Origin of the sequence: Paraburkholderia polaris, assembly GCF_012927345.1 — a bacterium.
GTDB classification, from domain to species: Bacteria; Pseudomonadota; Gammaproteobacteria; order Burkholderiales; family Burkholderiaceae; genus Paraburkholderia; species Paraburkholderia polaris.
This window is the reverse complement of the sequence record NZ_JABBGJ010000065.1, coordinates 19,717-36,898: the sequence shown is the minus strand read 5'-3', so window position 1 is coordinate 36,898 and position 17,182 is coordinate 19,717. Positions and strand designations below refer to the sequence as shown.

Annotated in this window: 20 protein-coding genes; 13 read left to right on the top strand and 7 right to left on the bottom strand. The window is 61.2% G+C overall.

Going from position 1 to position 17,182, the window contains the following annotated elements:
* Together HHL24_RS39600 and HHL24_RS39595 are read right to left on the bottom strand one after the other, a co-directional pair.
* Positions 1 to 952: AMP-binding protein (locus HHL24_RS39600; protein WP_169490731.1), on the bottom strand; the 952-nt coding region annotated here is incomplete at its 3' end.
* The gene (locus tag HHL24_RS39595) at positions 939 to 1,178 is read right to left on the bottom strand and encodes a hypothetical protein (RefSeq protein WP_169490730.1); all 240 of its coding nucleotides are present in this window, start codon (positions 1,176 to 1,178) and stop codon (positions 939 to 941) included. The genes HHL24_RS39600 and HHL24_RS39595, both read right to left, overlap by 14 nt.
* A 258-nt stretch (positions 1,179 to 1,436) precedes the next feature.
* Here HHL24_RS39595 and HHL24_RS39590 point away from each other — a divergent pair, with 258 nt between their 5' ends.
* The 9 genes from HHL24_RS39590 to HHL24_RS39550 all read left to right on the top strand — a co-directional run bounded on the left by HHL24_RS39590 (position 1,437) and on the right by HHL24_RS39550 (position 9,215).
* Complete coding sequence (locus HHL24_RS39590; protein ID WP_169490729.1) at positions 1,437 to 2,330, top strand: DMT family transporter; 894 nt, start codon at positions 1,437 to 1,439, stop codon at positions 2,328 to 2,330.
* Positions 2,331 to 2,733: 403 nt separating this feature from the next.
* Positions 2,734 to 3,300, top strand: a complete 567-nt coding sequence (locus HHL24_RS39585; protein WP_230417769.1) for a TIGR00645 family protein — start codon at positions 2,734 to 2,736, stop codon at positions 3,298 to 3,300.
* A 54-nt stretch (positions 3,301 to 3,354) separates the two neighbouring features.
* Complete coding sequence (locus tag HHL24_RS39580) at positions 3,355 to 4,878, top strand: fumarate hydratase (RefSeq protein WP_169490727.1); 1,524 nt, start codon at positions 3,355 to 3,357, stop codon at positions 4,876 to 4,878.
* Between the two features lie 182 nt (positions 4,879 to 5,060).
* Positions 5,061 to 5,540 carry a bacterioferritin gene (bfr, locus tag HHL24_RS39575; protein ID WP_169490726.1) on the top strand — a complete coding sequence of 160 codons (480 nt, stop codon included), beginning with the start codon at positions 5,061 to 5,063 and terminating at the stop codon, positions 5,538 to 5,540.
* Positions 5,541 to 5,647: 107 nt separating this feature from the next.
* Positions 5,648 to 6,535, top strand: coding sequence for a glutamate racemase (murI, locus tag HHL24_RS39570; protein WP_169490725.1), 888 nt, complete (start codon positions 5,648 to 5,650; stop codon positions 6,533 to 6,535).
* 216 nt (positions 6,536 to 6,751) lie between these two features.
* Positions 6,752 to 6,997 carry a (2Fe-2S)-binding protein gene (locus HHL24_RS39565; protein WP_169490724.1) on the top strand — a complete coding sequence of 82 codons (246 nt, stop codon included), beginning with the start codon at positions 6,752 to 6,754 and terminating at the stop codon, positions 6,995 to 6,997.
* Between the two features lie 294 nt (positions 6,998 to 7,291).
* Complete coding sequence (locus tag HHL24_RS39560) at positions 7,292 to 8,020, top strand: energy transducer TonB (protein WP_169490723.1); 729 nt, start codon at positions 7,292 to 7,294, stop codon at positions 8,018 to 8,020.
* Positions 8,021 to 8,047: 27 nt separating this feature from the next.
* Positions 8,048 to 8,779: a MotA/TolQ/ExbB proton channel family protein gene (locus HHL24_RS39555; protein ID WP_169490722.1), complete on the top strand. Its 732-nt coding sequence runs from the start codon at positions 8,048 to 8,050 to the stop codon at positions 8,777 to 8,779.
* Between the two features lie 16 nt (positions 8,780 to 8,795).
* Positions 8,796 to 9,215 (top strand): ExbD/TolR family protein, encoded by a 420-nt coding sequence (locus HHL24_RS39550; RefSeq protein ID WP_169490721.1) that lies wholly within the window; start codon positions 8,796 to 8,798, stop codon positions 9,213 to 9,215.
* Between the two features lie 403 nt (positions 9,216 to 9,618).
* Here the strand turns inward: HHL24_RS39550 and HHL24_RS39545 are convergent, their stop codons facing one another.
* On the bottom strand, positions 9,619 to 10,605 hold the full coding sequence (locus tag HHL24_RS39545; RefSeq protein ID WP_169490720.1) for a LysR family transcriptional regulator: 987 nt from the start codon (positions 10,603 to 10,605) through the stop codon (positions 9,619 to 9,621).
* A gap of 122 nt (positions 10,606 to 10,727) precedes the next feature.
* On the opposite strand from HHL24_RS39545, the gene HHL24_RS39540 reads away from it, so the two are divergent.
* The 4 genes from HHL24_RS39540 (at position 10,728) to hemP (ending at position 13,251) form a co-directional block, all read left to right on the top strand.
* The gene (locus HHL24_RS39540; protein WP_169490719.1) at positions 10,728 to 11,606 is read left to right on the top strand and encodes a pirin family protein; all 879 of its coding nucleotides are present in this window, start codon (positions 10,728 to 10,730) and stop codon (positions 11,604 to 11,606) included.
* 238 nt (positions 11,607 to 11,844) lie between these two features.
* Positions 11,845 to 12,243 carry an OsmC family protein gene (locus HHL24_RS39535; RefSeq protein WP_169490718.1) on the top strand — a complete coding sequence of 133 codons (399 nt, stop codon included), beginning with the start codon at positions 11,845 to 11,847 and terminating at the stop codon, positions 12,241 to 12,243.
* 69 nt (positions 12,244 to 12,312) lie between these two features.
* On the top strand, positions 12,313 to 12,795 hold the full coding sequence (locus tag HHL24_RS39530) for an SRPBCC family protein (RefSeq protein WP_169490717.1): 483 nt from the start codon (positions 12,313 to 12,315) through the stop codon (positions 12,793 to 12,795).
* A 195-nt stretch (positions 12,796 to 12,990) separates the two neighbouring features.
* Positions 12,991 to 13,251, top strand: a complete 261-nt coding sequence (hemP, locus tag HHL24_RS39525; RefSeq protein WP_169490716.1) for a hemin uptake protein HemP — start codon at positions 12,991 to 12,993, stop codon at positions 13,249 to 13,251.
* A gap of 299 nt (positions 13,252 to 13,550) precedes the next feature.
* Here hemP and HHL24_RS39520 read toward each other — a convergent pair whose 3' ends face one another.
* From HHL24_RS39520 to HHL24_RS39505, 4 genes are all read right to left on the bottom strand, one after another.
* Positions 13,551 to 14,957: a 4Fe-4S binding protein gene (locus HHL24_RS39520; protein ID WP_169490715.1), complete on the bottom strand. Its 1,407-nt coding sequence runs from the start codon at positions 14,955 to 14,957 to the stop codon at positions 13,551 to 13,553.
* Entirely contained in the window at positions 14,954 to 15,799 is an 846-nt protein-coding gene (locus HHL24_RS39515; protein ID WP_169490714.1) for an FTR1 family iron permease, read from the bottom strand. The genes HHL24_RS39520 and HHL24_RS39515 overlap by 4 nt, the downstream gene beginning before the upstream one ends.
* Positions 15,800 to 15,881: 82 nt before the next feature.
* Entirely contained in the window at positions 15,882 to 16,214 is a 333-nt protein-coding gene (locus HHL24_RS39510; protein ID WP_169490713.1) for a cupredoxin domain-containing protein, read from the bottom strand.
* A 128-nt stretch (positions 16,215 to 16,342) separates the two neighbouring features.
* Positions 16,343 to 16,891, bottom strand: coding sequence for an iron transporter (locus HHL24_RS39505; protein ID WP_091795661.1), 549 nt, complete (start codon positions 16,889 to 16,891; stop codon positions 16,343 to 16,345).
* Positions 16,892 to 17,182: the final 291 nt, after the last annotated feature.

The following is a 17,182-nucleotide window of genomic DNA, read 5'->3' as shown; positions in this document are numbered from 1 at the left end:
CGGTGATCCAGCCGATGTCGGCGGTACACCAGAACACATCCGTAGGCTTCCAGTCGAAGGTCCATTTCAAGGTCTGCGCGGCCCACAGCAGATAGCCGCCGGTGCTGTGCTGCACGCCCTTGGGCTTGCCGGTCGAACCCGACGTATAGAGGATGAAAAGCGGATGCTCGGCGCCGACCCACTCGGGTGCGCATTGATCCGATTCGGCCTGGGTGAGTTCGTGCATCCACAGATCGCGGCTGTCGTCCCATGCGATCTTGCCGCCGGTGCGCTTGTAGACGATCACGCTCTTCACGGCATCGCAGCCGCCCATCGCGATGGCTTCGTCGGCGATGTTCTTCAACGGCAATGCTTTGCCGCCGCGCATCTGTTCGTCGGAGGTGACGAGCGCGACGGCGCCCACATCCACCAGGCGCTCATTGAGCGACTTCGACGAGAAGCCGCCGAACACCACCGAATGCGTGGCGCCGATCCGTGCGCACGCCTGCATCGCGACGATGCCTTCGATCGACATCGGCATATAGATCACGACGCGATCGCCCTTGTTCACGCCGCGTTTTTTCAGCGCGTTCGCAAAGCGCGACACTCGCTGCAGCAGATCGTTATAGGTGACGTTGGTGACGGTGCCGTCGTCGGCTTCGAAGATGATCGCAACGCGCTCGCCATTACCGGCTTCGACATGACGGTCGATGCTGTTATACGACGCGTTCAGCTGACCGTCTTCGAACCACGTATAGAAAGGCGCCTTCGATTCGTCGAGCACCTTGGTGAAGGGCGTGTTCCAGCTTAGCGTCTCGCGAGCGAGGCGCCCCCAGAAACCCTCGTAATCACGCCCCGCTTCGGCGGCAAGCGCCCAGTATGCGTCCATACCGGAGATAGTCGCGCCAGCCGCTGCTTCAGCGGAGGGCGGGAAAACACGGCGTTCCTGAAGAACCGATTCAATCGCAGACATCGACAACCCCTTGGTGAAGATGAAACGTAAAACCTGTGCCGGCGCGCCTTTTGGCGCACCATGTCATGATGGCGCCGCCGTCCATGATCAATTGACGACGCACTGTCTCCAACCCTCGCGCATCGATCGTCGATCGCAGCGCCGCGGCCCGTTCGCCTTTCACTTTCATTTGTGCCGCACTGCAACATAAATGAATGGCCGACGTTCCGCTCTCACGTTCAAACATAAACTTTGCAACTTACCGGCCACTTACGCGAGCCGCATAGCGTGACGAGCGAAAACCCTTACGCGGTTCAGACCGGTCAGGCACGGCATGCTACGCGTTGCGTTCCGTTCATGCGTTCGGATCGACATACCGGCTCAACGAACCATGCCGATATCGGGCACGGGGGAACTCACACATGTGCCGCACTGGCGCCGCGCCTTTACGCTGGCTCGCAGACCCTCTTACAATGCTAACTGAACTAGCCGTCTGGATTCCAGCTTGAATCGTTACTCCCTGCTTCTCATTACCTCGATGCTGCTGGTCGGCAGCAATGTCGGAATCGGTAAATCGATCGTCGAGTTCGTCCCCGTGCCCCTGTTCGCGTTGCTGCGCTTCGTCATTGCGATGGCGGTGTTGTGGCCGCTGCTGCGCGTCGCCAAGCTGCGCCGCGTCAAACGCGACGAATGGCTCAATCTGTTTTTGCAGGCGCTGTTCGGCACCTTCGGGTTCACGTTGCTGATGCTGGGCGGCGTGCAGCGCACCAGCGCGGTCGCGGCCGGCGTCATCACGAGCACGATCCCCGCAGTGGTCGCGCTGCTCTCGTGGCTGATCCTCAAAGAGCGTCCGAACGGTCGGGCACTCGCATCGATCGCGCTGGCGATCGTCGGCGTAGTCGTCATCAATCTGGCTCATGTGGATGAGAACGCGGGCGGCGAGACTTCGCTCACCGGCAATCTGATGGTGCTGGGCGCGGTGTGCTGCGAATCGCTTTACATCATCCTGTCGCGCCGTTTGACGCAGACGCTCGCGCCGATCGACATCTGCGCCTACACGCATATGTTCGGCCTGCTGCTGATGCTGCCGCTCGGCGCCACCGCACTGCTGCACTTCGACTATCGCGCGGTACCGGTGAGCGTCTGGACGCTGGTGCTGTGGTACGGGCTGTCGGCGAGCATCTTCTCGTTCTGGCTGTGGATGAAGGGCATTCGTCATGTGCCGGGCAGTCTCGCGGGCGTGTTCAGCGCCGTGCTGCCGGTGGCGGCGGCGATTTACGGCATTGTATTTCTCGACGAGCGGCCCACACTCGCGCACGGTGTCGCACTCGCCTGCGTGGTGGCGGGGATCGGGCTGGCGAGCCTGAAGGTCAAGCGGGTGCCGCCGGTGGCCTCTTGAACGCCGCCGCCTGTTACGAAGAGCCACTGCTTGCAGAGGGCTGAGGGCTGAGGGCTAGCCGCGTGCAGGGAGCCGTTGCCTGCGACAGGCTTGCTGCGCGCTGAAGCTGGCTGCCCACTCAGGCCCGTTGCCGCTGAGGGCCGCAGCAGCGTCGGCCGGCCCCGACTGCCCGCCGCGCCGCAGCAAAATCAGCCGACGCTGTACAATAGCGCGCCTGACGCGAGCTTTTCCGGTCTCCCATGGCCGCGTACCGCGCCGTCTGCGCCCTGGTTTGCGTGCTCGATCCGCGCGTTTGGTTTGCGCTTCGGATCAGCGCATTTAGTCCGTGTTCCGTCACCTGCGTTTCATCTGACTCTTGCCTATGTCCGCCCCGCGACCCGACTCAGCCCGTCAGCGCCGCCCGATGCGCCCGCTGCCCGCCATCATCTTCATGAGCCGCTGGCTGCAAGTGCCACTCTACCTGGGCCTGATCGTCGCCCAGGGTGTCTACGTCGTCCTGTTCGTCAAAGAGGTCTGGCATCTGGTTACAGCGTCCATGACGCTCGATGAAACCAACATCATGCTGGTGGTACTCGGCCTGATCGACGTGGTGATGATCTCGAACCTGCTGATCATGGTGATCATCGGCGGGTATGAAACCTTCGTGTCGCGCTTAGGCGTGGAGGGCCATCCGGACGAACCGGAATGGCTCGACCACGTGAACGCCGGCGTGCTGAAGGTGAAGCTCTCAATGGCGCTGATCAGCATCTCATCGATCCATCTGTTGAAGACCTTCATTAGCCCCGACCAGAATTCGACGCATACGATCATGTGGCAGGTGATCATCCACGTCGCGTTCCTCGTCTCGGCAGTGGTGATGGCGTTGGTCGATCGCCTGACCACGCATACGCACCCGAAACATTTTCAGGAACCCACGGCGCTGCATGTCGTGAGTTCGCACGATTCCACTCCCCTGAAGGCGCACGACTGACCGCACTGCCCTGCGAGTCTGAAAACAAGCGCCACTGTCCCCACTGAGCTAGCCATGACCGTCATCAAACAGGAAGATCTGATTCAGAGCATTGCTGATTCGCTTCAGTACATCAGCTATTACCACCCGCTCGATTACATCCAGGCCTTGGGCCGCGCTTACGAGCTCGAAGAGAGCCCGGCCGCGAAGGATGCGATCGCGCAGATCCTCACCAACAGCCGCATGTGCGCCGAAGGCAAGCGCCCGATCTGCCAGGACACTGGCATCGTCACGGTGTTCGTGAAGGTCGGCATGGACGTGCGTTGGGACGGTGCGACGATGGGCGTCACCGAGATGATCAACGAAGGCGTGCGCCGCGGTTATCTGAACCCGGACAACGTGCTGCGCGCCTCGATCGTGAGCCCGCCGGAAGGCGCGCGCAAGAACACGAAAGACAACACGCCGGCCGTGATCCACTACGAGATCGTGCCGGGCGACAAGGTCGACGTGCAGGTTGCAGCCAAGGGCGGCGGCTCGGAAAACAAGTCGAAGTTCGCGATGCTGAACCCGTCGGACTCGATCGTCGACTGGATTCTGAAGACCGTGCCGACCATGGGCGCAGGCTGGTGCCCGCCTGGCATGCTCGGGATCGGCATTGGCGGCACCGCTGAGAAAGCGATGGTGATGGCGAAGGAATCGCTGATGGATCCGATCGACATTCAGGACGTGATCGCACGCGGCCCGCAGGACTGGATCGAAGAACTGCGCGTCGAACTGCACGAGAAGGTCAACGCGCTCGGCATCGGTGCACAAGGTCTCGGCGGTCTCGCCACGGTGCTCGACGTGAAGATCATGGCCGCACCGACGCACGCTGCGAGCAAGCCGATCGCGATCATCCCGAATTGCGCGGCGACCCGTCACGCGCACTTCACGCTGGATGGCTCGGGCGTGGCGAAGCTCGAAGCGCCGTCGCTCGATGCATGGCCTAAGGTGCAGTGGGAACCGGACACGGAAAAGAGCCAGCGCGTCGATCTGAACACGCTGACGCCGGAGCAAGTCGCCGCATGGACGCCGGGCCAGACGCTGCTGCTGTCGGGCAAGATGTTGACGGGCCGCGACGCCGCGCACAAGCGCATCGCCGATATGCTGGCGAAGGGCGAGAAGCTGCCGGTCGACTTCACCAACCGCGTGATCTACTACGTCGGCCCGGTCGATCCGGTGCGCGACGAAGCAGTCGGCCCCGCCGGCCCGACCACCGCAACGCGCATGGACAAGTTCACTGAGACCATGTTGTCGCAAACCGGTCTCATTTCGATGATCGGCAAGGCCGAGCGCGGTCCGGTTGCGATCGAGGCAATCAAGAAGCACAAGGCTGCGTATCTGATGGCCGTGGGCGGTGCCGCTTACCTCGTGTCGAAGGCAATTCGCAGCGCGAAGGTTCTCGCGTTCGAAGACCTCGGCATGGAAGCGATCTACGAGTTCGACGTGCAGGATATGCCGGTGACGGTTGCTGTCGATTCGAACGGCACCTCGGTGCACCAGACCGGTCCGAAGGAATGGCAAGCAAAGATCGGCAAGATTCCGGTCGCGACGGTTTAATTCGCCGCTTACGTTTGTCACGCGATTCAAAAGCCGGGACTTCGGTCCCGGCTTTTTCATTACTACGCAAGGCGCGACGCCTGACGCCAGGAACAACGTCAAAAGATGTGTCCGTTTCCTTGGCTTTTTCAGGTCTGGCGTTTATTGTTGTTGAAAATTCAAAGCCCCTAAAAGGAATCCCCATGCAAGGCGACAAGAAAGTTATCGAGTATCTGAACTCCCAGCTTAAGAATGAGCTCACCGCCATCAACCAGTACTTCCTGCACGCGCGGATGTACAAGCACTGGGGCCTCGAGAAACTCGGCAAGCATGAATACGACGAATCGATCGGCGAAATGAAGCACGCCGACTGGCTAATCGAACGCATTTTCATGCTCGATGGCCTGCCGAACCTGCAAGACCTGCACAAGCTGCTGATCGGTGAAGAAACCAAAGAAATCCTCGAATGCGATCTGAAGCTCGAACAGATTTCGCAAAACACTTGTAAAGAAGCGATTGTGTATTGCGAATCGGTTCGCGATTTCATCTCGCGCGAAATCTTCGTGAAGATTCTCGACGACACCGAAGAACACATCGACTGGCTCGAAACCCAGATCGACCTGATCGACAAGGTCGGCATCCAGAACTACCAGCAAACTGCAATGGGTTCGATCGAGTCCTGATCGACCTGGCTGGAAAAGCCCGCGCGCCGCGCGGGCGATATACTTGCGCACTTCCCCGTTTTCGTGAGTTTTCCGTGACCGCTGTGCCGCGCGCGTCCTTATCGCCTATGCCTGCAGAATCGCCGTCTTCGAGTGCCGGGCCTGCCAACTCGTGCGGCGGTGCGCGGGCGCCGGTCGGCATTTTCGACTCGGGTCTGGGCGGTTTGTCGGTGCTGCGGGCGGTCCGCGCGCAACTGCCCGGCGAAGTGCTCATCTACGTCGCCGACTCGCTTTACGCCCCCTATGGCGAACGCGACGACGACTTCATCGCCGATCGCACCCTCGCAATCGGGGAATGGCTCGCGAAGCAAGGCGCTAAGGCGCTGGTAGTTGCATGCAACACGGCGACCGCGCAATCGATCGCGCTGGTCCGCGAAAAGCTGGCCATTCCGCTGGTGGGGGTCGAGCCGGGCGTCAAACCGGCTGCGCTGCAGTCGAAAACGCGTGTCGCCGGCGTGCTCGCCACCCAAGTGACCTTGCGCAGCACCCGCTTTCAGGACCTGCTGGAACGCTACGCCGCCGATTGCCGTTTTCTTTGCCAACCGGGCCACGGGCTCGTGCAGGCGGTGGAACGCTGCGACGTAGGGTCCGCCGAACTGCGCGCACTGCTGCGCAGCTATCTGCAGCCCATGCTCGATGCCGGCGCCGACACACTGGTGCTCGGTTGCACCCACTACCCGTTTCTCGATGCGGCGATCCGCGATATCGTGGGCGATCGGCTGATGCTGATCGATACGAGCGTGGCCATCGCGCGCCAGTTGGAACGGGTGCTCGACCAGCACGGGCTGCGCGCTGCCCCGGAAAGCACCAGTGCTGTACTGCCCCGCTTTTATTCGACCGGCGACGGTACCCATCAGCAGCAACTCGCCGCTACCCTGCTACAAATCGATACAACCGTCGAGCACGTCGTGATCCCGTCGCGCCGCACGGCAGCGCCGAATTCCCAAGCCGCATAAAGCCCGCGCCCGCTGCCTTTTAGCGCCGCCACGCGCCCTTTTTGCGCACTTTTTAGGCGTTTTTACGGCTCTCCCGCCGCTCGCGCGGAACCCCAATCCTTAGACGAAACCCTTCTAAGAGTCTGGTTTTGTTACAAAAAATCATGCAGGACGCTTGCCAAACAGCCCAATCAAAATGATAATAGTTCGCATTAACGTTAGCTATGACGCCCTGCCATGATTGTCTGTGTCTGCAAGTCTGTTTCTGACCGAAAGATCCGTGCCTCGATCGCGGAAGGCGTCGATTCGTTCGACGAACTCCAGTTCGAACTCGGCGTCGCCTCCTGCTGTGGCAAGTGCGCGGATTCCGTGCGCGGCGTCATGATGGAAAGCGGCGTGTGCGCGAGCCGCTGCGGCTTTGAGCATCATCCGAATCATCCGCAGGCTATGCCGCTGACGTTTTACGAACGCAAAGCCGCCTGAAGGCGGTTTTAGGGCGCGGCCCACGCCGCGCCTCGGGGACTCACCGCCGCACTGCCTCATGCGCTGCTTTTCGCGCCGCTTCACGCCCTGTTTTACGCCCTGCTTCACGCGTTATCCCACTGCCGTCAGCAAGCCAGTATCCGTACCAGCCAGCTACCCGCTCACCCGTTAAAGGAGTTCGAGATGGAATTGCTGATTGGTTTCGTGACTACTTTGTTCATTTCGCTGCTGATCTTCCGAACATGACGATGTCTTGTCTGACGTGCCGCATCGACGGCGCGTCGCCACGCTAATATGCAGGCCTCGCATACCGTTTCGGCCGGCGCCACGCCGGCTTCGTCCGCCCGAATGAATTCCCGCGCCTTGACCGCAACTGCCGCGGTTGCGGCGATTCACGTCGCGTTGCTTGCAGCGATCCTGACGTTGCGTCATGAACCCGTACAACCGTCACTCGAATCGCGTGTCATGACTGCGCAGCTGCTGGCGCCAGCGCCGGTCGCCGCGCCCGTCGCACTGCAATCGATCGCGCCGCCGCCGCCCAAGCCGGTGCCGCCGGTTCATACCAGGCCCAAAGTCCAGTCAAAGCCGACACCGACGCTCAGGCCGACGCCTACCCCGTTGCCCGAAGCCGCCGCGCCGTCGCCCACGCCTGTCGCCGCCGCTGATCCAACGCCGCCCGCGCCAGCCGCACCACCCGCTCAGGCTGCGCCGGCAGTCGGCCGTCCGACGATGGAAATCATCGCCCCGAAAAACGTTTCGCACATCGACTGCAACATGGTCACGCCAGAGTACCCCTCGCTTTCCAAGCGACGCGGCGAAACTGGCACCGCCTACGTGAAATTCGTGGTCGGACTGACGGGCAAACTCGAGAACATCGAACTGAAAACGAGCAGCGGCTTCAACCGCCTGGACGATGCCGCGGTTGCCGCAGCGCACGCGAGTGCCTGCAAGCCCTATCTCGAGAACGGCCAGCCGATTCGGGCAGCGTACACCCAGCCTTACAACTTCAATCTGAACGATTGAGGCAGATTTTAAAAAAAAGGAATTGCAATGCAAAACTACGGATTGGCGCACGTGTGGGCGCAAGGGGATTTCGTGACGCGCGGTATCGCGCTCGCGCTGTTGATCATGTCGATCATGTCGTGGAGCGTGATCGTCATTAAAGGCTGGAATGTGATGCGCCTGAAACGTCTCACGAAGAACGCCGAACAGCAGTTCTGGCATTCGGACGATCTCGCCGATGGCGTGAAGAAGCTCGGCGCCGGATCGTCGACGCCGCAGGACAATCCGTTCCTGGCACTGGCGCTGTCGGGCCAGGAAGCCGCCGACCACCATCATCAGACTCAACCGCATCTGCACGACCGCATGGACGTGTCGGACTGGGTGACACGCTGCCTGAAGGACACGATGGATGAAAGCGTCGCACGCATGCAAAGCGGTCTGGCGATTCTCGCTTCGATCGGCAGTACGGCGCCGTTCGTCGGCCTGTTCGGCACGGTGTGGGGCATCTATCACGCACTGCTGGCGATCGGCGCGAGCGGCCAGTCGTCGATCGATCAGGTCGCGGGCCCGGTCGGCGAAGCACTGATCATGACCGCGTTCGGCCTGTTCGTCGCGATTCCGGCTGTGCTTGGCTACAACGCACTGACGCGCGCCAACAAGACGGTTGTCGCCAAGCTGAGCCGCTTTGCGCACGGTCTGCACGCATTCTTCGTGACGGGCGCCCGTCTGTCGTCGTCCAAGCGCGGCGACGGTTTGCGCCTCGCCACGCGCACCAACTGATCGACGAGGCATTCCGATGGCAATGAGCCCTTTCGCCAGCGACGATGACGACGGCCTGATGAACGAAATCAACATGACGCCGCTCGTCGACGTGATGTTGGTTCTCCTGATCGTCTTCATGGTGACGATCCCGGTGATTCGTCACGCAGTCAAAATCGATCTGCCGCATGCGAGCAGTCAGAAGGAAGACACCAAGCCCGCGCAAGTGACGGTCGCCGTCGATGCGGACGGCAACGTGTTGTGGGACGACAAGAAGGTCGACGACGCGGCACTGCGCGCGAAGATCGCAGAGGCTGCGCAGGCGAATCCGCAGCCGGAGCTGCATCTGGACGCGGACCGCAAGGTCGCGTACGAGAAAGTGGCGGAAGTGATGTCGGCGGCGCAGGCCGGTGGCCTCACGAAGATCGGCTTCGTCACGCAGCCTAAAGTTAAATGAAGGCTAATGATCCACGCGTAGCAACGCACCGCTGTTAAGCAGCGCCTGCCGAAAAAGCAGAAAAACCCTTGAAACAAGGGCTAAAAGTAAAAGGCCTTCATCGTTAGATGAAGGCCTTTTTTTGTGCGCACTCGGCGCCTTCGGGCGGCGGGATCATTTACCATCAGAAGATGACTGATAGCTCGAGTCACCGCATGCGACAGCCGTGATCGACACGGACAGCGCGGTCAGCCCTATCAGGCCGACTATCATAGCGGCCATGAGTTTTCGCATAAGAGACTCCTTAGCGAAGGGATTTCACTATATGCCTGCGAGCGCCCGCATTCAAGCAAACCGTCATTGAAAGTACTCATGACAGGCGGCGCTTAAATGCTAAAAGCGATGCTGCCGCAAGTAATAAGTGCTATGAAGCGACCGCGAAAGCGGGCTGCACAGCGTCTTGTGCGGCACGCGTCGGACACTCGCCCATGATGTGTTTACCTTCGTCCGGATCGAGCATTTCGACCAGGTAATCGACGAACGCACGCACCGCCGGCACCATCCCCTGCCGCGACACGAATACCGCGTACAACTGCGGCGTCGGAAAAGTCCAGCCCGGCATCACCGGCGATAACTGCCCCGCGCGCAACGCGCTGCCGTACATCATTTCCGGCAACGCGGCGATACCCACGCCGGACAACACCGCTTCACGAATCGTCATCAGATCGGCGGTGACGAGGCGCGGCTCGTGTTCGTGCGCGTGGCGCGTGCCGTCGGGGGCGATCAGATCGAAGACGTGGCGCCCGTCGCTGGTCGGCACGTCGAGCGTTTCGAAACGACTCAGATCGGCAGGCAACAGCGGCGGCGCATTCTGCTGCAACAGGCTCGGTGCGCCAACCAGCATCTGCTGCGTGCGCCACAACGGGCGCACAACGATGTTGGCGTTCTCCGGCGGATCGGAGCGCACACGCAACGCGATGTCGATCGAATCCTCGAACAGGTCGACCACGCGGTTCGTCACGCGCATCACCACCCGCACTTCCGGGTAGCGATGCATGAATTCCGGCAGGATCTGCGACAGGATGGTCTGCGAAATCGTCACCGGCACGCTCACACGCACCGTGCCGCGCGGCGACGAACGCAACTGCTGCACCACGTTGACGGCCGCCTGCGCTTCGCTCAGCATCGCCTGACAGTGCTGGTAGAAGAGCTGGCCGGCTTCGGTGAGCGCCAGCTTGCGGGTGGAGCGCTGCAGCAAACGTATGCCCAGCGACGCTTCCAGTTCGGTCAAGCGGCGCGACAGGCGCGACTTGGAAATACCCAGCACGCGCTCGGCGGCGGAAAAGCCGCCATGTTCCACGACCTGCGAAAAGTACATCAGGTCATTCAGATTGTGTGAATCGATCTTCATCTCATCGTTCCAGTAATAGAACAATCCATTGCGTGATGGCGGCTGGCGCCTAGGAAAACGGTCCCTATAATAGCCCTATGTTTCAAAAATAACGCTATTCCCCATTTTCCAAGGTGACTTTGATGAGCACGACACGCACGATCGAACGCACGTTTCCCGCCGTTCGCACGACCGAAGGTGGCGGCTTTGTCGTCCATCGCCCGTTTCCGACCCGCCTGCTGATGGATTTCGATCCGTTCCTGCTGCTCGACGAAATGGGTCCGATCGACTACGCGCCGGGTGAGGCGAAAGGCGCGCCGGATCATCCGCACCGCGGCTTTGAAACGGTCACGTACGTGCTCGAGGGCCAGTTTGGCCACAAGGATTCGGCGGGCCATTCGGGCACGTTGCATGCCGGCGATGTGCAATGGATGACTGCGGGCGCAGGCGTCGTACACAGTGAGATGCCGGACCCATCGTTCGTGCGCACCGGTGGGCGCGTGCACGGCTTGCAACTGTGGGTGAATCTGCCGCGCCGCGACAAGATGATCGAACCGCGCTATCAGGAGATGCCGTCGGCCAGCATTCCGGTCGCGACGTCCCCTGACGGCAAGGTGCGCGTCAAGGTCATAGCGGGCGAAGCGCTCGGCGTAAAGGCTGCGATCGAAACGCGCACGCCGATCCTGTATCAGCATTTCTCGCTGCAACCGGGCGCGACGATCCAGCAACCCGTGCCGGCCGACTATCGAGTGTTCGCTTACAGCCTGTCGGGCAAGGGCTTCTACGGCGAAGGCGACGCGCGCCAGGAAATCGACGCGCAGAAAATGGTCGTATTCCGGAACGACGGCGAGTTGGTCACGCTGACGGCCGGCACCGAGCCGCTCGAAGTGCTGCTGCTCGGCGGCGTGCCGCTGAAAGAACCAGTGGTGCGCTACGGCCCGTTCGTGATGAACACCGAAGATGAGATCCGCCAGGCCGTGGTCGATTATCAGGCTGGACGCATGGGCGCGATCACCCACTGATTGGCCGTGCCGGCGCGCGTTACCGCTCACGATTGCGGTGGCGCGGCGCTCACCGCGCCACCCGCCACCCCGCCACCCGCCACCCGCCACCCGCCACCCGCCACCCGCCACCCGCCACCGCACATGGACGCGAAGGCCGGCAAATTCGTTCACAATAGCAATTTATGCCGTGCGCCACGCCGTCCAACCATGACGGACCGTGGCGCGCGGCGATTTCCGTCCCTGTTCAGGAGCGCGCATGGCAGAGTCCACCGTCACCGCCCACATCGGTTCGACGAATTTCCAGGTCCTTTTCGACGACGGCAAGCACACGTGGCTCGCCGATGAACCCGAGTCGCTTGGCGGCGGCGATCGCGGGCCAGCGCCCGTCGCGCTGTTGCTGTCGAGCCTTGGGGCCTGCACGTCGATCACGCTGAAGATGTACGCTCAGCGTAAGGACTGGCCGCTCACCGACGTGCGCGTGACACTGTCGCTTGAAACCGGCGACGCGGGCTCGACCATCGACCGCAAAATCATGCTGCAAGGCGATCTGTCGGACGAGCAGCGGGAACGGCTCTTGCAAATTGCCAATGCGTGCCCGGTTCACAAGATCCTCACGCATTCGATCACGATCCGTTCAGGTCTTACCGTCGCCTGAAGCGGGAATGGGCCGCCACCGGCTAACGGGGCCGCACGTATTGCAACGCTTTCATAGGAAGCCCTCGTTTTGAATTTCGAACACCTTATCCAGATCAACGATCCGTTGAATCCGTTTGTCGACTCGATGACCCGCGAGCAGTTGTGGGAGGGTCTCGTGCTGCGCGCCGAACAGCCGCAACTGTTCGTAATCGGACTCGACAGCTGCACCATCCTTTCGCGCGAAGGCGACACGCTCGAGCGGGAACTGCACTACGGCCAGGCCACCGTGCGCGACCGTGTCACGCTGCAGGATCGCCAGAGCGTGCGCTACGACATTCTGCCGACGGCGGACTATGTCGGCGGCTCGCTGACAATGACGATCGAGCAGCCTGACGAACTGCAGTTGTTCCTGCGCTTCGAATACACGACCACCCTGCCCGTCTCCGACGACCAGGACGCTGTGACGACGCAGGAAATCGTGAAGTCGGCGTATCGCGAGAACGATATCGATACCGTGCGGCTGATCCGCCAGTACGTGCAGACCAAGCAGGAACCCGGTTCGTTGCATTGATGCGTTTGGCGGGCGCCCTGCCCGCGCCATTGCGCCGCCTGAGGCCGCCATGTTGAAGGCGGCCTGCCTTCCCTGTCGCTCTACTCCCCTTTCATTTAGCTATCGGGAATCGAATCCGATGAATTTCTCTTTCTTGTAAATGGGAATAGTTATCATTTAGAATTAATCCATCGAATCAATTAACAGCAAAAACGAATGACCGATCTCACGCGCTCTTCCACACTCAGCCTGCGCCGCCCGGCGGCCGCGCTGACCAGCCGTCCAAAAACATCGACGGCGACGGCAACCGCCGCGAAGCCCGCAGCGGATCGCGTCAACGGTTCGGGCGAAACATCGGATCGAGTCGTGCGCAGCGATGCTCTGCTGCAGGGGCACAGTCACGTCAGCATCTTGCATAACGGCGAAACCTACCAGCTGCGTGCAACGCGCTTAGGCAAGCTGATTCTGACGAAGTAACAGGCGACAACGAATAGCAGTCAGTACCGGGTATTGTGGGGACCACCTCCTCGAGAGGTGTTGGGCATTAGCCAGCCACGACGGCTTGCACGTGAGAACTAGACCCCTTCGTGCAGACACCAAGCCAGCCGTCGCAGCAAGCCAGGCCGCTTTTTTGGTTCTCACCCAATGCGGATGCACGAAACGACGTGTGTCGCACATACAGAAAATTGAAAAGCCGTGGGATGCGACCATCTCCACGGCTTTTTTGTTTTGGACGGCTCCGATCGGGTCTCGACAGCGCGTCGCAACGTCAAGGCCTACTTTGAAGCCCAGCCCCAGAACATCAGCCACCATGCACTATCGACCACAGCCAGCGCCGCGGCGAACCACAGCATCGCGAGGCCGCGTTGAACGAAGCGCTCGCTATAGCGACGTGTGACGAGCCAGGCGAGCCACGCGCTCCACAGATTGGCGATCGCCAGAATCGCGATACGCAGATCCGACGCCCACCACAACGACATATGTTCCGCGCGCAGCAGCGACAGCGTGGTCGCCGACAAGCCGAGGAACACACCGGCGCCGGCAATCGGAATCAGGCCCTGCGTCAAATGATGCAGACGCACGGTGCTGAAGCGTCCCAGCATGGCCGTTGCACCCATCAGCAACACCAGCAACGCTGTGCCGTACACCAGCGCCGTAGCGAGGATGTAGCCGATCACCATGGTGCCGTCGAGCCACGAGAACACGTCGTTCTGCTCAGGGTAATGCGTGAACAGGAACCACGGCGCGTTGGTGTCGAGCGGCCAGGTGATGTCGTGATCGACCAGCCACGTGGCGAAGAACATCTTCAGGTCGATGAACCAGCGCGAAGCGGTCCAGTGGAATGCGCCGATCGCGATGCCGAGCAAGCCGTACAGGATCAACGCGGTGTCCCACGGGTTCGCCTGCTTGTCGCCGAGTTGCACAACTTCCGACGACGGCGCACGCCACGTCAGCGCGATCGCGTCGCGATGCCCGCTGCAACGGCCGCACATATGGCAGTCCGACGCGCCCTTCATATTGCGCAGCGGCACCAGCGGCGCGCAATTGATCGGAATCACGCGATGCCCATGTTCGCCGTTCTTGTACGAACGGCGCCACGCGTCTTCATCGACTTTGTAATGGAACGGCGCGAGGCGCGCCAGAAGCGAAAAGACCCCGTTGACGGGGCATAGATACTTGCACCAGACGCGCTTCTCGCGCCCGTACAGCAAGCCGATGATCATCGCCGCGAAAGTGGAACCGCCGAGCACCAGCAGCACCGCTTTCGGATACTGGTAGACGCTGACCATCTGACCGTAGATGGTGGTAATGCCAAACGCGACGAACGGCCAGCCGCCCCAGCGCATCCAGCGCGGAATCGCCCGGCCGCGACCATACTTGCTGGCGAATTCCGCGAGCGCGCCTTCCGGACACAGCACGCCGCACCAGACACGGCCCAGCATCACCATCGACAGCAGCACGAAGGGCCACCAGATGCCCCAGAACACGAACTGCGCGGCAAGCGTCAGGTTGTTCCACAGATGCGAGGTGTCGTCCGGCAGCGGCATCACTGCCGGCACGAGAATCAGGAACGCGTACACGGCCACCACAACCCACTGAATGCCGCGGATCAGCCCGCCGTGACGCTGCATCCACTGCCCGGCCGCGGCGAGGCGGCCCGGGCGGGTCATGACGGCACTCATGCTGCGCGCCCTGCGGCCTGCTGCGCCGGCTTGCGATTCGCGCGACGCACCAGCAGATAGACGACCAACCAGTACACGGCGTAGGCGATCAGATTCATCAGCGCCGGATGGGCGCGATAACCGGTGAGCGTCGCAACCAGCGAGCCGAACGTGCTCGAGTCGTCGAGGATGGCCGACGAGTTCCACATCTGGTCGATGATCGTCGGCAGGATTTCCTTGTCGATCAGCTTATCGACACCGGTCTGGAACAGGCCCGCGCCGAGGAACAGCAGCATGATTTCGGTGACGCGGAAGAAGAGCCGCCACGAGAAGTATTTGCCGCCCAACTGCAGCACGTAGAAGGTCAGGAATGCGAGACCGAGGCCGATGATCACAGCGAGCATCTGGCTGCCGTCCACATGACCTGACTGGCCAAAGCCGAGACCGTACAGGAAGATCACCGTTTCACTACCTTCGCGCGCGATCGCCAAGGCGACCAGCAATGCGACACCCCACCAGTTCGAATCGCGCTGACTCTTTTGCAGCGACTGCTCCATGTCGCGCTTGAGGGACCGGCCGTGCTGCTTCATCCACAGCACCATCTGCACGATCAGCACGCACGCGACCAGCACCATTGCGGTCTGGAAATAATCCTGCGCGTCACCGGAGAGCACTTCGGTGAAACCGACCAGCGCCGCGCCAAGTGCGACCGCCGCGATCACACCGGCCGCGACGCCACCCCACAGGTACGGCAAACCGCGGCGCGCATCGTCGTCGCCATTTTTCAACCACGCGTACAGGATGCCGACGACCAGCAAGGCCTCAACACTTTCCCGCCACACGATGAATAGAATCTGACCCATCCAAGCTCTCCCTTCTGCCCTGCTACTGCTTTGGCGAACGCGTAACCCGTTTGTTCAAGGCCTGCGCTCGCGCCCCAAGCCGCTACTTCGCGACGATCACACCCTGCGCCTGCTGATGGAAATCGTCGAAGAACTTGTATTCGCCCGGCGAAAGCGGAGCGATCACGACGAACGAATCCGCGCCCGGCGCCAACACCTTTTCTTTACGCAACTGCACACTTTCAAACTCGGCAGCGCCCTTGCCGGTGTTGCGCACTTCGATCTTGATGCGCTGCCCTGCCGGCACTTCGATACGTGCGGGGTTCAGCTTGCCGTCGGTCATTTCCAGCTTGAAGGTGGGCAGATCCGCTGCGTGCGCGGCGCCCGCCAGCAAGTTGGTCATGGCGAGGATCGCGATCTTTCGGTTAATTCTCATTAGCCTTTCCGGAAAACGCGGCGCGGCAGGTTTCGTTGTCCGCCCGCCGCCTGCTGCATGCATTCACTCATTCACGCCTGGCCACGCAGCGATGCGTGACGAGGCGTGATGATCCGCATCTTCGGCGATCAGTAACCGCCCTTCTTGCCGATACCCGCGAACGTGAAGTCGTATTCGAGCGTAATCGGCTTGAACCACGGCCCCACGCCGGTTTCCTTGTCGACGTGACGGCCGAATGCCATGTGGCCGGTTTGCATCGGCGCTTCGACGATCATCTTCAGGTGGTACTTGCCCGGGCCTTGCAGCTTGACGTTGTCGCCGTAGTGCGGACCGTCGTTGGCGACCATCGCCATCATGTCGCCCTTCTGGGTCTGATTCGAACCGGCTTTCGTCAATTCATAACGAACTTGCAGATACGGCATCCAGTCGCCTTCGGCGAAACCCGTCGGATTGTTCTTGACTGCGTGGATGTCGGCTTCCAGGTGGATATCCGAATCCGACGCCTTGCGCATCATGCCTTCGGGTTCCATGGTGATCGGCTGCAGATAGACCGCGCCGATTTCCATGCCGCCCTGAATCTGCTGCTTGCCGATCGGGTATTCCGCTGCCGTTGCCGAGAGCGCCGCCACCGCGGCTACCGCTGCCGCGCCACCACGCACGAATGAAGAAATCCGCATTGAAACTCCTTGTTTTTATCTGACTGGAATCGAACCCATTGGAATAGTGGTTGCGCATGCCTGGGCACCGCGGCCCGATGCCCCCGAGCGGGAGCGATGGAACCGTAAGCTGCATTACTAACGTTAATGCGAACCATTCTCAATATTGGTCGAGTTTATCATCGATCGACAGGGAGAACAAATTCGCAGACGCTCAAAGCCTTATTGAGACAGGGGTTTAAGGCTGCTTGAAGGATCGAAGTGCGGAGGGGTGTTGGCGGGTTGGAAGAAGCCTGCAAGCCGGGTGCATGG